This window comes from Bacteroides sp. NSJ-48 (assembly GCF_014287405.1).
Classification (GTDB): Bacteria; Bacteroidota; Bacteroidia; order Bacteroidales; family Bacteroidaceae; genus Bacteroides; species Bacteroides stercoris.
On the sequence record NZ_JACOOD010000040.1, the window covers coordinates 1 to 18599 of the forward strand.

At 44.2% G+C, this 18599-nt stretch carries 20 protein-coding genes and 1 tRNA gene; 8 read left to right on the forward strand and 13 right to left on the reverse strand.

Annotated elements, in window-relative coordinates; all coding sequences use genetic code 11:
• The 4 genes from H8S52_RS15505 to H8S52_RS15520 form a co-directional block, all read left to right on the forward strand.
• Positions 1 to 695 (forward strand): toprim domain-containing protein (locus H8S52_RS15505; RefSeq protein ID WP_255470096.1); only part of this gene is annotated, 695 nt, incomplete at its 5' end.
• A gap of 145 nt (positions 696 to 840) precedes the next feature.
• Positions 841 to 1224: a MobC family plasmid mobilization relaxosome protein gene (locus tag H8S52_RS15510; RefSeq protein WP_049702060.1), complete on the forward strand. Its 384-nt coding sequence runs from the start codon at positions 841 to 843 to the stop codon at positions 1222 to 1224.
• Positions 1190 to 2110: a relaxase/mobilization nuclease domain-containing protein gene (locus tag H8S52_RS15515; protein ID WP_049702061.1), complete on the forward strand. Its 921-nt coding sequence runs from the start codon at positions 1190 to 1192 to the stop codon at positions 2108 to 2110. Before H8S52_RS15510 ends, H8S52_RS15515 begins: the two co-directional genes overlap by 35 nt.
• Positions 2111 to 2114: 4 nt before the next feature.
• Positions 2115 to 2834, forward strand: coding sequence for a hypothetical protein (locus tag H8S52_RS15520; RefSeq protein WP_004315359.1), 720 nt, complete (start codon positions 2115 to 2117; stop codon positions 2832 to 2834).
• A 52-nt stretch (positions 2835 to 2886) separates the two neighbouring features.
• On the opposite strand, the gene H8S52_RS15525 is transcribed toward H8S52_RS15520, so the two are convergent.
• The 8 genes from H8S52_RS15525 to H8S52_RS15560 all read right to left on the reverse strand — a co-directional run bounded on the left by H8S52_RS15525 (position 2887) and on the right by H8S52_RS15560 (position 7820).
• Positions 2887 to 3219, reverse strand: a complete 333-nt coding sequence (locus tag H8S52_RS15525) for a helix-turn-helix domain-containing protein (protein WP_008997282.1) — start codon at positions 3217 to 3219, stop codon at positions 2887 to 2889.
• Between the two features lie 130 nt (positions 3220 to 3349).
• Complete coding sequence (locus tag H8S52_RS15530; protein WP_008770715.1) at positions 3350 to 3769, reverse strand: RteC domain-containing protein; 420 nt, start codon at positions 3767 to 3769, stop codon at positions 3350 to 3352.
• On the reverse strand, positions 3723 to 3962 hold the full coding sequence (locus H8S52_RS15535; protein ID WP_004315356.1) for a hypothetical protein: 240 nt from the start codon (positions 3960 to 3962) through the stop codon (positions 3723 to 3725). The genes H8S52_RS15530 and H8S52_RS15535 overlap by 47 nt, the downstream gene beginning before the upstream one ends.
• 31 nt (positions 3963 to 3993) lie before the next feature.
• Positions 3994 to 4926, reverse strand: a complete 933-nt coding sequence (locus H8S52_RS15540; RefSeq protein WP_004315355.1) for a YafY family protein — start codon at positions 4924 to 4926, stop codon at positions 3994 to 3996.
• Entirely contained in the window at positions 4923 to 5549 is a 627-nt protein-coding gene (locus tag H8S52_RS15545) for a Type 1 glutamine amidotransferase-like domain-containing protein (protein ID WP_004315354.1), read from the reverse strand. The genes H8S52_RS15540 and H8S52_RS15545 overlap by 4 nt, the downstream gene beginning before the upstream one ends.
• 125 nt (positions 5550 to 5674) lie before the next feature.
• The gene (locus H8S52_RS15550) at positions 5675 to 5869 is read right to left on the reverse strand and encodes a DUF6597 domain-containing transcriptional factor (RefSeq protein ID WP_049702064.1); all 195 of its coding nucleotides are present in this window, start codon (positions 5867 to 5869) and stop codon (positions 5675 to 5677) included.
• 529 nt (positions 5870 to 6398) lie between these two features.
• Positions 6399 to 7346, reverse strand: a complete 948-nt coding sequence (locus H8S52_RS15555; protein WP_022104321.1) for a glycosyltransferase family 2 protein — start codon at positions 7344 to 7346, stop codon at positions 6399 to 6401.
• Positions 7347 to 7442: 96 nt separating this feature from the next.
• The gene (locus H8S52_RS15560; RefSeq protein WP_186910179.1) at positions 7443 to 7820 is read right to left on the reverse strand and encodes a GtrA family protein; all 378 of its coding nucleotides are present in this window, start codon (positions 7818 to 7820) and stop codon (positions 7443 to 7445) included.
• Positions 7821 to 7914: 94 nt separating this feature from the next.
• Between H8S52_RS15560 and H8S52_RS15565 the strand changes: the two genes are divergently transcribed.
• The 3 genes from H8S52_RS15565 to H8S52_RS15575 all read left to right on the forward strand — a co-directional run bounded on the left by H8S52_RS15565 (position 7915) and on the right by H8S52_RS15575 (position 13048).
• Positions 7915 to 9630 (forward strand): glycosyltransferase family 39 protein, encoded by a 1716-nt coding sequence (locus H8S52_RS15565; RefSeq protein WP_186910180.1) that lies wholly within the window; start codon positions 7915 to 7917, stop codon positions 9628 to 9630.
• A gap of 3 nt (positions 9631 to 9633) precedes the next feature.
• Complete coding sequence (locus tag H8S52_RS15570; protein ID WP_022104324.1) at positions 9634 to 10170, forward strand: HD domain-containing protein; 537 nt, start codon at positions 9634 to 9636, stop codon at positions 10168 to 10170.
• A gap of 79 nt (positions 10171 to 10249) precedes the next feature.
• On the forward strand, positions 10250 to 13048 hold the full coding sequence (locus H8S52_RS15575) for a putative LPS assembly protein LptD (protein WP_117739915.1): 2799 nt from the start codon (positions 10250 to 10252) through the stop codon (positions 13046 to 13048).
• 184 nt (positions 13049 to 13232) lie between these two features.
• Here H8S52_RS15575 and ung read toward each other — a convergent pair whose 3' ends face one another.
• The gene (gene ung, locus H8S52_RS15580) at positions 13233 to 13895 is read right to left on the reverse strand and encodes a uracil-DNA glycosylase (RefSeq protein ID WP_016661842.1); all 663 of its coding nucleotides are present in this window, start codon (positions 13893 to 13895) and stop codon (positions 13233 to 13235) included.
• Positions 13896 to 14024: 129 nt separating this feature from the next.
• The gene (asnA, locus tag H8S52_RS15585) at positions 14025 to 15062 is read right to left on the reverse strand and encodes an aspartate--ammonia ligase (protein WP_186910181.1); all 1038 of its coding nucleotides are present in this window, start codon (positions 15060 to 15062) and stop codon (positions 14025 to 14027) included.
• Positions 15063 to 15279: 217 nt separating this feature from the next.
• On the opposite strand from asnA, the gene H8S52_RS15590 reads away from it, so the two are divergent.
• Positions 15280 to 15352: transfer RNA gene (locus H8S52_RS15590), tRNA-Arg, on the forward strand.
• A 68-nt stretch (positions 15353 to 15420) separates the two neighbouring features.
• Here H8S52_RS15590 and H8S52_RS15595 read toward each other — a convergent pair.
• The 3 genes from H8S52_RS15595 to H8S52_RS15605 form a co-directional block, all read right to left on the reverse strand.
• Positions 15421 to 16338, reverse strand: coding sequence for a hypothetical protein (locus H8S52_RS15595; protein WP_186910182.1), 918 nt, complete (start codon positions 16336 to 16338; stop codon positions 15421 to 15423).
• 47 nt (positions 16339 to 16385) lie between these two features.
• On the reverse strand, positions 16386 to 17123 hold the full coding sequence (locus H8S52_RS15600; protein ID WP_060385474.1) for an HAD-IA family hydrolase: 738 nt from the start codon (positions 17121 to 17123) through the stop codon (positions 16386 to 16388).
• Positions 17124 to 17259: 136 nt separating this feature from the next.
• Positions 17260 to 18597 (reverse strand): glucose-6-phosphate isomerase, encoded by a 1338-nt coding sequence (locus tag H8S52_RS15605; RefSeq protein WP_186910183.1) that lies wholly within the window; start codon positions 18595 to 18597, stop codon positions 17260 to 17262.
• Positions 18598 to 18599 lie beyond the last annotated feature (2 nt).

Genomic DNA, 18599 nt, shown 5'->3' on the forward strand with positions numbered 1-18599 from the left:
TCCGTCCGGTCAGTTTTTCTTTTCCCCAGCGTAGGACAGAACCGAGCTTCCAGCATTTGGAAGTCCGTGACCTTACCCATCCGGCATTGCTCCGTTACTTGCAGGGACGGGGTATCAATGTCGAACTGGCAAAAAGAGAATGTAAGGAACTCCATTTTACCAATAATGGCAGACCGTTCTTTGCTATCGGTTTCCCGAACATGGCAGGAGGTTACGAGGTTCGCAATTCCTTTTTCAAAGGCTGCATCGCCCCGAAAGACATCACCCATATACGGCAGCAGGGAGAGCCGAGGGAGAAGTGTTTGGTGTTCGAGGGTTTCATGGACTACCTCTCTTTCCTTACGCTCCGCATGAGGAACTGTCCGACCATACCCGACCTTGACAGGCAGGATTATGCCATTCTTAACTCTACCGCCAATGTGTCGAAAGCCATTGACGTGCTGTACCCGTATGAACGCATCCACTGTATGCTTGACAATGACAAGGCTGGATATGAAGCGACACGGGCTATCGAATTGGAATACCCCTACCGTGTGCGTGACTTCTCGCACAATTATAGGGGATATTCGGACTTGAACGATTATCTGTGCGGCAGGAAGCAGGAACAGAAAAACGCAGCCAGCCAAGTGCAGGAAACGAAGCAGGAAACCGGACAACGTGCCGCCCCAAGACAAAAGAGAGGCAGGGGCATTTAATCCGGCAGGACTACCAACGGCTGGCGGTTTATTTGGAGAGCAAGGTTATGTTTCGGTAAACCGAAACTACCTTGCTTTGCTCACCGCAAAGAAAATTTCTCCCGTTGGTCGCAATTTTTAAGATACCATTTAAATGTAAAAACCTATGACGAATATAAAGGATAAGCCGGGGGGACGTCCGGCAAAGAAACGGATAGAGAAGCAGCAACGGGTTGTCAGTACGAAACTGACCGAGTTGCAGTATTACGCCATCAGAAAGCGAGCCGGGGAAGCTGGGTTACGTGTCAGTGAGTATGTAAGGCAGGCGGTTGTTTCGGTAGAGGTCATACCCCGGCTGAACAGGCAGGATGCGGACACCATCCGCAAACTGGCAGGGGAAGCCAACAACATCAACCAGTTGGCGCACCGGGCGAATGCCGGAGGTTTCGCACTGGTGGCGGTGGAACTGGTGAAGCTCAAAAACCGGATTATTGAAATCATAAACCATTTGTCAGATGATTGGAAAAATAAAAAAGGGAAGCGGGTTTAAGGGCTGTGTGAACTATGTGCTTGGCAAGGAGCAGGCGGTTTTGCTTCATGCGGACGGGGTTCTGACTGAAAGCCGGGGAGATATAATCCACAGCTTCTGTATGCAGACCGGGATGAATCCCGACTTGAAAAAGCCTGTCGGACATATTGCGTTGAGTTATTCGGCAGTGGATGCGCCCAAATTGACAGATGGGAAGATGGTACAGCTTGCGCAGGAGTATATGCGTGAAATGAAAATCACCGATACGCAGTATATCATCGTGCGCCATCAAGACCGGGAACACCCACATGTGCATATCGTGTTCAACCGCATAGACAATAACGGCAAGACCATTTCGGACAGGAACGACATGTATCGTAACGAACAGGTATGCAAGAAGCTGAAAGCCAAACACGGGCTTTATTTCGCCGAGGGAAAAGAGCAGGTGAAGCAGCACCGATTGAAAGAGCCGGACAAATCAAAATACGAGATTTACACGGCTGTGAAAAATGAAATCGGCAAATCCCGTAACTGGCAGCAGTTGCAGCACAGGTTAGCGGAAAAGGGTATCACTATCCAGTTCAAACGAAAGGGACAGACTGACGAGATACAGGGCATATCCTTTTCCAAAGGCGAATACACGTTCAAGGGGTCGGAGATAGACCGCAGTTTCAGTTTTTCCAAACTGGATAAATGTTTCGGGGATGCAGGAATGAATGTTGCCGAAAGCCAACGGCAAACAACTTTCGCACCCGTTCGGGAACAAGCACCTGCACCGGACAAGGCTGACAGTCCGTTGATAACAGGTTCACTCGGTCTGTTTTCTGCTTCTTCTCCCCCAGTGGATGAAGAACCTAATTTTAATTTGAGAAAGAAGAAGAAAAAGAAAAAACAACTTAAACAGTAAAGACATGGAAGATAATTTGATTTTAGAGGGGCTTCTCTCTATGGTTACGGAACTGAAAGAGAAGCAGGAAGCACAGGCAACGCCAGCCAGTCGGGAGGAAACTCTCGAACGGCTGGGAGCAATCGAACAAGCGTTGTCGGAACTGCACAGTAATTCGGCTGTTCCCGAAGAAAAGTTGCGGGTTATTCAAAGCCAACTTGACGACATAAGGAGCAGGATGCAAGGTCAGCAGAAGAACATAGAGGACACCAAGAAAATAACATTGGAAACCTACCGTTGTTTCAAGGTAATGATTGATACTTTGGGCTCTTGCAAGACGGATAAAGAGGAAGCTACGCCCTTACCGTTCTATCAACGGATTTACAACAAGGTCGCTTCTTGGATTCGTCCGGGATTGTTTGTTTTTTCGGCAGTGCTGGTCGTCTGTTCCGTTTCCATATTCTTGAATGTCCGTTTGGCTGAACGTATGCAGCAGTTGCAGGACAACGATATGAAATACCGCTATTTGCTGATGCAAGGACAGGCAGACGGGGAAACTTTTGATATGCTGGAAAACAAGTTCAAGTGGCAACGGGATAACGGTTTTATCCGAAGTTTGACCGATTCAGTGATGGATTTTGAATATCGCATCCAAAAGCAGGCGGAAGCACTGGAACGTGCAAGGCTGTTGAATGAGCAAGCCGAACAGCTAAAGAAAGAAGCCGATAAGTTGGGTAAGCCATAAACGGGGAAAGTCGGAACAGATGAAGTACATTCACCGTTCCGGCTTTTCAGATTCACTTCTTTTTCTTCGTACAGTGTTCTTTCTCGAACTGGCGTAGCGTGGTGACGCTGAACCGTTCTTTAATAAACTCCCGGACATCGGAAGCCTTGTAATACACTTTTCCGCTGATAGTGAAGTAAGGCAGCGCACCGATAGCCCGGTAGCGTTGCAGAGTTTTGATACTTACTTTGAATAATAAACACAAGTCTTGATTATCCAATAGGTTGTCATCTTCGGGTAGTACCTTGTCCGCATTGCGTAGTACCCGTACATCCTTGCAGAGTTCTTCCAGCTTGGCGTACAGCTTCTGCATCCATACGCTGAAATCGTCATTGTCTATATACATGATTGCTTCATTTTTCTGATTATACATTCTTGTCTGTCAATCAATTGATGAAGCAAAGTTCAGAAAATAGGCGCAAAGAAATTACGGGGGAACTAATGGAATCCCCTATAAATAAATCATAAGTCACTGATTATCTATATCCTTTCTTGTCATGTTCCTTTTTGATAAGTTCTACCAATCCATTAAGAAACCCGGTCAGTTTGCCCGGCTTTCGTTTTATCACGTCCTCATGTTTTTGGTAACAGTCGCCTATCTTGATGTTGAACAGCCATTCAAAGGCTTTCGCCAAGTCCACCAAGTAGGCGGGCTTGCCGTTCTGATACACGATGTTTTTGGAGAGGAACAGACCGCTTACCATTTCCATGATGTTGATAAGGGTTGTCTTGTCTGCGAGATAGAGAGGGGAAAGGGGCTGTTTGTTGATACGTTGCTGTAGCTGTTCCGGGTATTTGATGCGCCACTCGATAAGGCGTATTTCAGTGTTCAAAAGTCCTATCGCTTCATCAATTAGATGCAGATGGGGCATTTTTTTCTTGCTCAAACCGTACACGATACGATTTAAGACGGTGCAAACCAAAGGAAAAATAACGTAGTAAAACGTTGTAATCCTGCTCATTGATACTAAAATTGGCTACATGGGTCGCCAATTCTTCGATAGCTTCTGCAAATTCAGATGCAGACACTTTACGTTGTGAGCATTCCGACAATAAGCGGAAAAATCTTTGGTCGAATATTTTTTTCATTGAGTCGATTAAAAATACTATTTGACAGCAATCAAATAGAAATGTTATTGATAATATTTTTAACTTCATATTTTAAAGAATCTGGTCTTATTATAGTTGCACTATCTGCAAAAGACAGATACCAATGTGCAAACTTACTGATTGAAAATGTTAGAAAATGAAGTTCAAACATATCCCCTATCTCTTTCTCAGATGTTAATCCGTAATAATATTTATCATCATTCATTATGGAGGTTTTATTCTTTTCTATTCTTATAACGATTTCATGTAATTTTTCTTTATCATAAAACTCGCGTATGAATTTTTCCAAAGGAGGATGCTCCCGTGATTGTAATTCATTAAGAATGTGCATTTTTTGAATTCTATCTATCCGAAATGTAAGATAGATTTCTTTGGGAAGATAAAAGCCTATTAGATACCAGTTAGTTCTCGAAAAGAAAATTCCAACAGCTTCAATCTTTCGTTCTGAAACACTTAACGCATTACTTCCCAAATAAGATATTTCAATAATTCTTTTTTGGTATATACTTTGTAAAATAAGTAAAAGAATATCAGGTTTATAGGTAGATGATTTATAAGTATCCAATACAGACATGCACTTTTCCATTGTTTCTAACATATTTTTGTCTGCAAAACGCATGACAGACCTAATCTTTTCTATTCCAGACTTATAATGTTCGTTGCTATTTGAATCAGTTAGTTCATGTACTAATTTCTCTGCAATCAAAAAGGACAAAGCCTCTTTTTGAGTAAACATTAGAGGAGATAATTTGAATCCTTCTGCAAGTGAATAACCAATACCGGGATTTCCTATGATAGGAATGCCTGCCTCTTCCAATGTTCTTATATCTCGATATACAGTGCGAATGCTTATATTAAAACGTTCTGAAATTTGCTGTGCTTTCACTAACGAGTGCGATTGTAACTGAATCAATATAGCAGAAATACGGTCTATTCTATTCATTTTGCATCTTTAATTTGAATATTTGAATCTTCAATAATAACAGCTTGTTTATTACTTATAGGAATAAGCTGCAACTTCTCATTATATAGTTGAACTATCTTTTCACCTTTTTTCTTGAATGGAAAATTTCCATAATGGGGAATCGTATAAAAATCGACCAAATCTAAAGAAGTACAGTCTTTCAATTCAGGAGCCTTTTCTATTGGATCAAAATTCACACTTCTCATATATTCTGCATCGGGAGAGGCTATTATTGCTCCGGCAGATTCCCCAATATACAGTTTACCCAATTTCACTTGTTTAGATATAATTTTATCAACACCTTTTCTTTTTAACTCTTGCAAAAGGAAAAATGTATTTCCACCTGTTATGTAGATATAATCGCATTTATGTAATATAGAAGATATTTCCTCTTTGGGCAGTTGGGTAATCTCGACTTCTTCAACAATCATTCCTGCTTCTTCTAAAGCCTTTTTCCCCTTTTTTACATAGAATCGTATTGGTTCTGTAAGGCTTGCAGTTGGTATAAAAGCTATAATTTTCCCTTGCAAATCTTCTTTGGCACAATCGACAAATAGATTAGCAACATCAGCAAATGATGAGCATAAAAATAATCTTTTCATATTCTATAATATTAAGTTGAATACTTTTTGATACAAAGATAGCGTCTTCTATGACAGCCCTATGTCAGTAAGTCTAAATATTGAAGAGTTTTTTTCATCAAAACAATCCATTATTGAAATTTACCCTATTTGTAATGTGGCTGCGTTCCCTTATGAAAAGAAGAAATAATTTTGTTCCCTTTATGAAAAACAAGTGCTACACAACCTGCCGGGATAGAACGTTGAAAGCCTTGCTTTACATCATCTATCCTTAAAAACCAATATTGCTTTATATAAGGAGCGAGCAATTTGGTAGGTTGTATTACTTGAATTTTCTCCATTCTGTTTTAATTATCAAACAAAAGTAAGATTTCTTAGATAGATATTAGGTGTAAAAAAGGGACATTCTAATTAAAACATCCAAATATCTGTTGCCTAAATCATTCAAAGTTCTCTGCATTGGAAGATATGTCATAGATAAGTTGAAAAAGTTATTATAAACACAAGTTTAGTTTGTGTTTTTGTCTATATATCCAAAACGGACTAAACTAATTTCTATTGACAGCAAATTATATATGCTGGCGAAAAGAAAAACAGTATTCTTCTTTTCGCCAGTTTTGCTTTTATGGTTAGAGAGCTTTTGTTACCTTTGCACATGAAGCCCACCGCAAAGCGATTTCTTCGTTTTTTTGTTACTATTTTGTTACCCACTATTAGTAATAGGTGGGCTTTTGCTTTGATAATCAGAGTTATATTATGCTGTATGTATAATATGTGGCAAAACATTTTCAACAGTTATCAGTTGTGGCGGAAGCGGAAAAGTGAGCAACCGCCTCTTTAGCCATACGGAAATTAGTGGGCAATAGTAATTTATTCGTCATATCCCAATTTCTTCTCATTGTAATCCGATGCGATATAAGCAGGGCGTCTTTTGGTCTCTTTGAAAATGCGCCCGATATACTCTCCGATAACGCCCAATGCGAACAGTTGGATGCCGCCCAAGAACAGAATAACGACTATCAGGGTGGGGAAACCGGCGGCCTGGTCGCCGTATATGATGGTCTTTATCAGGAAATAGATGGCGTAGATAAAGCTGGAAATGGAACAGAGAATACCGCAAACGGTGGCAATGCGCAGGGGAGCGGTGGAAGAGGAGGTGATTCCTTCGATTGCCAGGTTCAGCAGTTTGAAGAAACTCCATGAGGAGTGTCCGGCAAGGCGGTCGCCCCGGTCGAATTCTATGCTTTTCTTCCGGTAGCCTATCCAGCAGAATAGTCCTTTGGTATAGCGTTCCTGTTCGCGCAAGTGTCTTAACGTCAGTACGCAGCGGCGGTCGAGCAGGCGGAAGTCTCCTACGTTCGGCAGGATATCTATCCGGCTCATCTTTTGTAAGATGCTGTAGAAAGCAAGTGACAGCCGGCGGCGCATCCAGCTCTCTTCGCCACGGTTGCGGCGTTTGGCGTAGATGTCGTCATAACCTTCTTCCCAGTATTGCAGCATCCGGTCTACAAGTTCGGGAGGGTCTTGCAGGTCGGCATCCATTACCACGCAGCAGTCTCCGGTGGTGTAGTCGAAGCCTGCAAGCATGGCGATTTCCTTACCGAAGTTGCGCGAGAGGTTCACGAAATTTACCCTGCTGTCCGTTTGTCGGAGTTGGCGGATAACGTCGAGTGTCCGGTCGCTGCTGCCGTCATTGATAAATAGGATTTCCCATGCATAAGTGCCGTTGCGGTTGATAAGTTCTATCAAGCGCTGATATAGGGTAGGGAGCATCGCTTCTTCGTTGTAGACCGGAATCAGTAGGGTTACTTTCTTCATTTCGCAAATGTGTATGGTAAATACTTTGCAAATATATTATTTTCCGGAGAAGTCCGGGATAAATATTATAATTAAAAATTATTGATTTGAGAAATATCAGTCTTTTCGTTTGAAAACGAAGCGTACCAACAGGAAATTGACCGGAATGGCTATGGCGAATACCGGAATAGGGGCAAGGGTTTTGGAGAGTCCCAACCAGAGGAATGTATTCAGCAAACCGATGTGCAGCAGGTAATTGAATAAATGTGCTCCGCCAAAACCGAACGCTTTGCTCCATGACGGCTTTTTGCCGAACGTAAAGTATGCGGTAAGGTAGAAATTGGCGATAAAGCTCAGGACATAGCCGAGGGTATAGGCTATATTTACATTGACAAACCGTTGCAGTAAGAAGTATATCCCGTAGTGCAAGGCGGTTGCAAGGACACCCACCATGACAAAACGTATGAACTCGGGAAATCTTTTTAAATGCTTCATTTTAGGTTTACGCTATCATTGAGCCGGCAAAGTTAGGTATTGTTGTAGAATATTTCGTACTTTTGCAGCCGGAAAAATATAAAAACGAAAATATATGTCGGACAGAAAGATAGCGTTCTGGTTTATTGCACTGTTAAGTGTACTTGTACTGGTTCCCTTTTTAGGGGAAACCATATTCTATTCGAAAGGGGAACCGCGTGAGGCGATAGTTGCATATACCATGCTGGAAAGCGGTAACTGGATACTCCCGATGAATTACGGAGTGGAAATAGCTTATAAACCACCTTTCCTTTATTGGACAATAGCCGTCATTTCATCCGTCTTGGGAGGAGTCACGGAGTTCTCGGCACGTATGCCGTCGGCGCTTGCTTTTCTGGCTATGCAGTTGGTGTTCTTCAGCTTCGTAGCCAAACGCAAGGATGTAAAGATTGCATTTCTGACCTCTATCCTTCTTTTGTCCTCTTTTGAAGTGCACCGTGCGGCGGTAGCTTGCCGGCTTGATATGCTGCAAGTTTCTCTCATCGTGATTTCATTATGTCTGCTTTTCCGATGGGATGAGAAGAATTGCAAAGGAATTCCTTGGTTGGCCGTACTGTTGATGGCATGCGCTACATTGACAAAAGGGCCGGTCGGCTCTATCTTTCCCTGTTTGGGTATCGGGGTGTATCAGTTGTTGCGCGGGCGTTCGTTCGGAAAAACTTTCTTTTCACTGCTGGGCATCGGGTTACTGTCCCTCATCCCTTTGGGCATTTGGTTTTGGGCAGCTTATCAGCAAGGCGGAGAGGCGTTTGTCAACTTGATGCTGGAAGAGAATACCGGACGTTTCTTCCGGAAAATGTCCTATGCATCGCACGAGAATCCGTTGTGGTATAACTTCCTGACTATTATTTGGGGATGGATTCCCTGGACTTTAGTGCTGCTTATTTCCTTGTTCGGACTGAAATGGAAAAAGATACGTCTTCTGCCGGAAGGTGCTTCCGTTGGCGAACGTTTAAAGAAAGCGTGGTGCAAATTCCGTTCTCAGTCACCGTTGCAGCTTTTTGCGTGGGTAGTGATTTTAACGATTTTCATCTTCTATTGTATTCCCAAAAGTAAGCGTAGCGTCTATCTGTTGCCTATCTATCCGTTTATGGGAATGCTGCTTGCCGAATACCTGCTGGCATTGGTGCAACGAGGCGCGAAAGTATTCCGGATTTCCGCCTGGATTTTCGTTGCATTGACAATATTGCTTACCGTTACTTTCTTTGCCGTGCGTTTGGACATGATTCCCGAAAGTATTTGGGGAACAGGCAAGCATGCCGCCGAGAATATAGCTTTTGTGAATGCACTGCATACGGTGGAGCTCTCACTGCCGAAATGGCTGATTGTGTTCCTGCCGCTTGTAGCTGCCGGTTGCTTGCTGTATATGCTGGTAAAGCGTGCAGACGCGCGTTCGCTGTTATATGGTACGGCTGGCTGCATTTTGTGTATATTTGTGTCGTTGGACGGCGTTTATCAGCCTACTATATTGGCGGTGAAGTCGGACAGGCATCTGGCTGTACGCCTGAACGAGTTGGAGCCTCAAGGCATGGTCTATTCGTATGCCGACTGGGTTAAGTTCTATGGCATAAATTATTATCTGGGCGACCGGGTGCGTATCTTTGATAAACTGAACCCTGCCCAAGGTTATGTGCTGGTGACGGACGAACTGCAAGAACAGTTCCTGCAGGATACGGAAGACACCTACCGGGTGGAGGAAGTATACCGCACTCCTCTGCGCAGTTGCGACTTGCGCCGGAAAGTCATTGTTTATAAATTCAGCAAAAAATAAAAAATGAGTCCCCAAGGGTTGATTGATAAATATTATCCGGAAGCCAATGAATTGCGGCATATCCTACTGACGCACAGCCGTTCTGTGGCCGATAAGGCTTTGTGGATTGCCGACCGCCATCCGGAGTTGTCTTTGGACAGAGATTTTCTGTATGAAGCGGCTATGTTGCACGATATAGGTATATTCCTGACAGATGCCGACGGCATTTATTGCTTTGGCGACAAACCTTATATCTGTCATGGCTATTTGGGAGCGGACCTGGTGCGTTCGGAAGGATATCCGCGTCATGCCTTGGTCTGTGAAAGGCATACGGGGGCCGGTCTCGCACTGGAGGATATTATTGCGCAAAATCTGCCTGTTCCTCACCGGGACATGCTTCCGGTAAGTATGGAAGAGCAGGTTGTATGTTTTGCAGATAAGTTTTATTCCAAGACACATCTGGACAGGGAAAAAAGTGTAGAGAAAGCGCGTGACAGCCTGCTGCGTTATGGCAAAGCCGGCGTGCAACGCTTTGATTATTGGTGTAAACTGTTTTTGTAGCAATCTAAATTTCTTTAAAAAGGGAGATTATCCGTATAAATTACGTACTTTTGCCCGTTCAAGCGTAAACTGTTAGTTAATGACGCCATTGAAAGCAAATACATTCATATCATTCATACTACTATTCGTCTTACTTCTTCTTTCCGGTGAGGCTGCTTCGCAACGTCGTCGGCGCGGTGTTGTACCACCAGGAAGACAGCAAGTGGACTCTTTGCGGAGTGATTCGCTGGGGCAGGGGATTGCATCTTCTCATAGGAGAGGTATGCGCGATACCTTGCAACCCGATTCTTTACGGATGGATACGCTGGCAGCTTCCGGCAAGAAGAAACAGCCTTTGGACGCTCCGGTGACTTATGAGGCAAACGATTCCATTGTATTTACTCAAGGCGGATATGCGCATCTCTATGGTCAGGGAAAAGTAAACTATCAGCAGATAGAATTGGCGGCGGATGTTATTACCATGAATATGGATAGTAGCACGGTTTATGCCCATGGAGTGGAGGATTCGTTGGGCGTGAAGAAGGGAACACCGGTTTTCAAGGATGGAGAAACCCCATACGAGACTAATACGATTCGCTATAACTTCAAGAGTAAGAAGGGTATTATAAGTAATGTAGTCAGCCAGCAGGGCGAAGGATATGTAACCGGAAACAATGCAAAAAAAGGCGCTAATGACGAACTGTATATGAAGAGTGGCCGATACACGACCTGCGACCACCATGAGCACCCCCACTTCTATATGCAGATGACTTATGCAAAAGTGCGCCCCAAAAAGAATGTAGTGACCGGACCTGCCTATCTGGTGGTGGAGGATGTGCCTTTGCCGCTTGCCGTGCCGTTCTTTTTCTTCCCGTTTTCGAGCAGCTATTCGTCGGGTTTCCTCATGCCTACCTATATGGATGACTCCAGCCGCGGTTTCGGTTTGACGGACGGTGGATATTACTTTGCCATCAGTGACAAGATGGATTTGAAGTTGCGTGCCGATATTTTTACGAAAGGTTCCTGGGCTTTGAATGCCGAGTCCAATTATATCAAACGGTACAAATATTCGGGCTTGTTTCAGGCAAGCTACCAGGTAACCAAAACCGGTGATAAAGGATTACCGGATTATTCTGTGGCTAAGGACTTCAAGATTGTATGGTCTCACAGACAGGATGCGAAGGCCAATCCGAATCAGACATTTTCTGCCAGCGTGAACTTTGCTACCAGTAGTTATGAGCGTACCAACATCGGCAATATGTACAATTCGAATGCCATGTCGCAGAATACAAAAACTTCAAGTATCAGCTATTCCCGTTATTTCTTCGACAGGAAACTGACGATTGCGGCAACCACCAATATCGCACAGACTATGAAGGACTCCTCGGTCAATGTCACTCTGCCCGACTTGAATATCTCCTTGTCTACGCTTTACCCTTTTAAGCGTAAGAAAGCGGCGGGTGAAGAAAAATGGTATGAGAAGATTTCCATCCGGTATACGGGGCGTTTGACCAACAGTATCCAGACCAAGGACAACCTGCTGTTTAAATCCAATCTGATAAAGGACTGGAAAAACGGTATGAAGCATGAGATTCCTATCAGTGCCACTTTCACATTGTTCAAGTACTTCAATGTAACACCTTCTGTCAGCTATACCGAACGCTGGTATACGCGCAAGGTCATGAAAGACTGGGACCCTAATGCCGGAGGAAGCGGCAGGGAAGTAGCTACCGATACGATTTACGGTTTTCATCGTGTGTATAACTACAATGCCAGCCTGGGTATCAATACGAAGATATACGGTATGTATAATCCTATATTCCTTCCTAAAAAGAAGATACAGATCCGCCATGTCATAACCCCGTCTGTGAGTATAAGTGCCGCACCGGATTTTGGTTCCTCGCGCTACGGTTATTACGACTCCTATATCAAGAATTATGCGGACGGAAGACGGGATACGGTGGTTTATTCTCCCTATGCCGGTCAGGCGTTTGATGTGCCGGGAAGAGGCAAGCAGGGAAATATAACCTTCAGTATCTCCAACAACCTGGAGATGAAGTATTACAGCAGTAAGAAGGATACGATTAAGAAAATCAGTCTGATTGACGAGTTGGGAGCTAATATTAATTACAATATGGCGGCTGCGACACGTCCTTGGGGTGACCTTGGGCTGAATTTGCGTTTGAAGTTGAGCAAGAATTACACGTTCAGTATGAGCTCTTCATTCAAGACATACGGTTATAAGTTCGATAAGAATGGAAATGTGGTAGAGAATGACCGTACGGAATGGTCCTACGGACGTTTTGGTATTTTCCAGGGATACGGTTCTTCCTTTAGCTATACGTTTAATAACGAAACATGGAAAAAGTGGAAAGAGAAGCTGAGCGGCACTAAGGATGCCGATAAGGAGAAAGATAAGGAAAATTCTTCCGAGGAAGGGGAAGATGCGGAGGCAAGTTCCGATGAGAGCGGCATTCCCAAGAAGAAAGTGGAAAAGGCAGCGGTGGATGCCGATGGTTATCAGGTGTTCAAGATGCCGTGGTCTTTGAATTTCAATTATAGTTTTAATATTTCCGAAGACCGTAGCAAGCCTATCAATCGGAAAAAGATGCGCTATCCTTACCGTTATACTCATAACTTGAGCGCTTCGGGTAATATAAAACTTTCCAATAAGTGGGCGGTGAGCTTTAACTCCGGTTACGATTTTGAAGCAAAGAAGATAGTACAGACCACCTTTAATATTACACGTGACCTGCACTGTTTCAGCATGTCGGCCAGTCTGTCTCCTTTCGGACAGTGGAAATATTACAACTTTACCATTCGTGCCAACGCAAGCATTTTGCAAGACTTGAAATGGGAGCAGAGAAGCCAGACACAGAGTAATATTCAGTGGTACTAATTAGGGTGATGTTGCCAACTGTTTCTGGCGGCATTATTTGATTTTAGGCACGGAATTATACGGAGTTCACGGATTTTGATAACGTTACCTGCTTCATTCCTTCTTCCGTGTAATCCGTGTAATTCCGTGCCTAAAAGAAATCATCAAGCACATTTTTTCGTACCCCTTTTTTATCAGTGCCGCCTTACCATTTTATCTCTTCCTTTCCGTGCGCTTTCAGGTATTCATTCGTCTTGCTGAAATGCTTGTTTCCGAAGAAACCGTTGTATGCGGAAAGAGGAGAAGGGTGTGCGGATGTCAGTACCAAGTGTTTGTTGCGATCGATAAAAGCACCTTTTCGTTGTGCATAAGCTCCCCATAATATAAAGACCAAATGCTCCCGTTCTTCGGCAAGAATACGGATGGCGGCATCTGTAAATGTTTCCCAGCCGCGGTTCTGATGGGAGCCGGCTTGATGGGCACGTACGGTGAGGGTGGCATTGAGCAGCAATACGCCTTGTTCCGCCCAACGGGTCAAGTTGCCGGTAGGCGGCGCATCTGTTCCGATATCCGCTTTGATTTCTTTAAAAATATTGACTAAAGAGGGCGGGAAGGGCACACCGTCGTTGACGGAGAAACAGAGTCCGTGGGCTTGTCCGGGACCATGGTATGGGTCCTGGCCGATAATCACTACCTTTACCTTGTCAAAAGGGCATAAGTTGAAAGCGTTGAATATCAATTTCCCCGGTGGATATATGGCATATTTACCATATTCCTCACGCACGAAGTTCGTTAATGTATAAAAATAATCTTTGTCAAATTCAGGCTGCAAATGTGCTTTCCAGCTATCTTCGATCTGAACGTTCATAATAGGAAGTGTTAGTAGTTTACGTTGCTAAGATACAAATATTTCACCATAGTATACAAAGAGCCCCGCAGAGTTTTTTGCTTTTTCCTTTGAAACTCTGCGGGACTTTATATTGTTTACAGGTTGTATTTAGATTAAATGTATGTTGTGTGCCTTACATTCCGAGCGCATATCTTCGGGCCAGATGCTGGCTTGTATTTCTCCGATATGGGCTTTGCGCAAATAGAACATACACAGCCGGGACTGGCCGATACCGCCACCGATAGACAAGGGCAGCGCATCTCCCATCAGGCGTTTGTGGAAATAGAGTTCCAGACGTTTTTCTTCGTCTTCCTGCTTGAGCTGACGCTGGAGGGCTTCTTTGTCTACGCGGATACCCATTGAGGATAATTCCACACTGCGTTGAAGCACATCGTCCCACAGTAATAAGTCGCCGTTTAAGCCGGGCAGACCGCTCAAGCCGGGAGTTGTGTAGTCATCATAGTCCGGAGCGCGTCCATCGTGTTTTTTGCCGTCGCTTAGTTTGCAGCCGATGCCGATGATAAATACGGCGCCGAACTTCTTGGCAATGGCATGCTCACGGCATTTCGGTTCTATATTGGGATACATCTGCCGGAGCTCTTCCGCATGGATAAAGTGTAACTTCTGTGGCAGGCAGGGCTTGATTTGCGGATACATTTCATATACCATATATTCCGTACGGACCATTGCAGCATAAATGCGGGTGACTATCTCTTTCAGAAAGTCTATGTTACGGTCTTGTTCGGTGATAACGCGCTCCCAATCCCATTGGTCTACATATAAAGAATGTAAGTTGCCCAGCTCTTCGTCCGCACGGATGGCATTCATATCGGTATAAATTCCGTATCCCGGTTCTATACCGTATTCGGCAAGTGTCAGACGCTTCCATTTGGCAAGCGAATGTACCACTTCTGCCTGCGCATCGCCTAAATCTTTGATGGGAAACGACACAGCCCGTTCCACACCGTTCAAGTCGTCGTTGATACCCATGCCTTTTAATACAAAGAGAGGGGCGGTGACACGACGCAGACGGAGTTCGGAAGAAAGATTCAACTGAAAGAATTCTTTAATCTGTTTAATGCCTAATTCCGTTTGTTTTAAGTCCAATAAAGGTTTGTATCCTTCGGGTTTTATCAGGTAGCTCATAGGTTTAATTTCTGAAACTTCTATTAATTTGTTCGGCAAAGATAGAAATAATATTGATACTTGTTTCTGTTTTGATTGAAAAAATAACAAAATGTATATGTATATCCGTTTAATGTTCTCAAAATAATATTGAAAGGGTAATATGCAAAACAGATATAAAAAATGTATGAAGATTAGGAATATGCGGAGATTTTTTCTACTTTTGTATCCGAATTAAGGCTCCGTAGCTTAGTGAATAGAGCGTCAGATTCCGGTTCTGAAGGTCGTGCGTTTGAATCGCACCGGGGTCACAGGAAAATCCTTGATAAACTATTGGTTATCAAGGATTTTTTATTTATATATCTCTTTGGTCATCCGTCTATTTGTCCTTATTCATCAAGACCCATATCTGTCGTTGCCATTCATATACGGCAAATCTCTCATCATCGGAATTGTCCGTCTTGTCAACATATGTCCTTATACTTGGGGCGGAAGGATATTTGGTCTGGATAATATCGTCTATCAGATAGCTGTACAACCCTCTGATTTTCTTGAAAAGAAAACATTGGAACATAAGGTTGATATATTCAGGATTGTTGCATACATACATTTTATACGTTTGATATGTATCCGACTGCATGTAATCTGAAGTCCTGCTGCTAAGATTGGACTTCTCTAGTTCTTCTTTCAGGGCTTTTTCCAGCTTTTTGTACTCGGCAGAGTCTGTTATGCTGTACCAATAGTGTTCATCGGGCTTAGTGGTTAGCTTTATCCATGTGTAGGCTTCCCAGTAATCAATTGCCATTCTTATGGAATCTCTGTATTCCGGGGGCATGGCAAAATAGAGAGAATCTTTTTCCCAGCCCTTGAAAAGCGTTTCGATAGAATCAATCTTCTCTTGTTTCAGTTGTTTATATATGTCCGGTAGTTTTTCATCAAGAACTGAAGTTATCTGGAAAGCACCGCTCTCTATGCTACAGTTGACCCGTGGATTGGTTATGACAGAATCATTGAATATGAAAGCTATCTGCCTGCCTGTTGCCTTTCCCGTTTCTTCGGCCCATTTCTTTCGTTTATAGTTGCTGATTTGTCCGCTGATTACATATTTTCCGAAATAATCCGTATCCAGTTTAAGGGCGATGAAATCCTTCGTCGTTACGATAGGCTCTCTGGAAATACTGTCCGTCTGTCCGGACAAGATATGATACCAGCCATTTTCCCGAAGCTTGTTCTGGCAAATCGAAAAATACGGCAGGAAAGAAAACAATGTCAGTATTCCAAGCAGCTTTCTCCACATAACGTCTCTTTGTTTTCTAAACTTCAATTTCAAGAATTGTCCTCTCTTTACTCTTCAGATGCAAGCGCATCCCGCACAGCTTCCCAGTTATCGCAGAAAGCCTGCATGGAAGGGAATAACAGATTGGCTCCCGCATCCAGTAGCACTTGTCCGTCCAGCGGACCGGTATTGACAGCGATTGTGAATATCCCTGCCGCTGCTCCCGCCTGGACGCCGATGGGTGCATTCTCCACAACGATAGCTTCATTGGCCTTTACCCCTGCTTTTTCCAGTCCCATAAGATAAGGCTCCGGATTGGGCTTGCCATATTTCACATCAAAGGCGGTGACCATACGTTCGCGTTGGAACATGCCGGGAAAGTTATGTGCCAGTCTGTCCAGCAGGGAGTGCTGGCCGGAACCGGTTACCAATACGGGAGTCAACCCTTCCGCTTTTATTTTCTGTAACACTTCCCATGCTCCGGGCATACGTTCGGGTTCGGGATGTCTGTTGAATTCTTCGCTTTTTTCGGCATAGATACTCTCTATCATCTCAGGAGTGGCATCTTTGCCGTATTGCCGTTGATATACGATGTTGATTGTTGCTGCTCCCGTACGTCCTTCGTGCATATAAGCTTCCTCGCGGCTTAGATGCAGACCGTGACGTTCCATTACCGTATGCCATGCATCGGCATGATAAGGCATGGAGTTGAACAACACGCCGTCCATGTCGAAAAGAACGGCTTTCAGCCGGATATTGTCGTATCCGTGTTCTCTTAAATAGCGGGATATTGCTTCTTTAAACACTTGATAAGTTGAGAATAAAAAATTAGAAATAGGGGGATAAAACAGAGAGTTGGGAATCAAGAAACAGCCTTTTGATGTTGCACATGGTAATTTGTGTGCAGCCATTTCTCAATTCTCAACTCTCGATTTTAATTTATCACAGTCTTGCCTGGATGGCTTTGGATTCTTCTTCGTAACCCGGCTTGTTCAGTAGGGCGAACATATTCTTCTTGTAGGCTTCCACACCCGGTTGGTTGAACGGATTAACCCCCAGCAGGTAGCCGCTGATGCCGCATGCTTTCTCAAAGAAGTACAGCAATCCACCGAGACTTTCCTCATTCAGTGCAGGGATCACGATGCGCATGTTGGGTACGCCACCGTCTACGTGAGCCAGTTGTGTGCCGAGTTCCGCCATCTTGTTCACCTCGTCCACGTGCTTTCCGGCGAGGAAGTTCAGACCGTCGAGGTTGGCTTCGTCCGAAGGAACTTGCAGCGAATACTGAGTCTTTTCTACTGAAATGACAGTTTCATAAATGGTACGTTCACCTTCCTGAATCCATTGTCCCATGGAGTGCAGGTCGGTAGAGAAATCCACGGATGCAGGGAAGATACCCTTGTTCTCTTTACCTTCGGATTCACCGTAAAGTTGCTTCCACCATTCGCTTACGTAGTGCAATTTGGGGTTGAAGTTTACAAGGATTTCAATCTTCTTGCCGTTCTTGTAGAGTTCATTGCGGGTGGCTGCATAGATAGCTGCCGGGTTTTCAGCGAACGGAACATCCTTTCCGCAAGCTTTTTCCATAGCTGCCGCGCCTGCTACCAGCTTTTCGATGTCGAAGCCTGCAACGGCGATGGGAAGCAAACCTACCGGGGTGAGTACGGAGAAACGGCCGCCTACGTTATCGGGGATAATGAAAGATTTGTACCCTTCATTGTCTGCGGTAACGCGTGCTGCGCCTTTCTTGGCGTCTGTAACAGCAACGATCACCTTTTTGGCCATCTCCTTGCCGCGTTGGTCTTCGCATTGCTTTTTCAGCAGGCGGAAGGCCAAAGCCGTTTCGGTAGTGGTTCCCGATTTGGAAATATTGATAACACCGAATTTCTTGTCTTTCAGATATTCGGTAAGCTCGTACAGATAATCTTCACCGATGTTGTGTCCTGCATACAGAATAACCGGGCCGGACTTCTTGTCCTGCAACCATGCGAAACTGTTTGACAAAGCCTCGATAACGGCGCGTGCACCGAGGTAGCTTCCGCCGATTCCGGCAACAACCACTGCTTCACAATTCTCGCGCAGCACTTGCGCGGTAGCTTTCAGGTCTGCCAGGTGCTCCTTTGTAATGGAAGAAGGAAGGTGTAGCCAGCCTAAAAAGTCGTTGCCTTTACCGGTTCCGTTTTCCAATGCTTCCTGTGCAGCCTTGACTTGGGTTTCGTAGGCGAAAACATTTTCTTTGGAAATGAATCCAAGAGTCTTTTCAATGTTCAAACTAATCATAA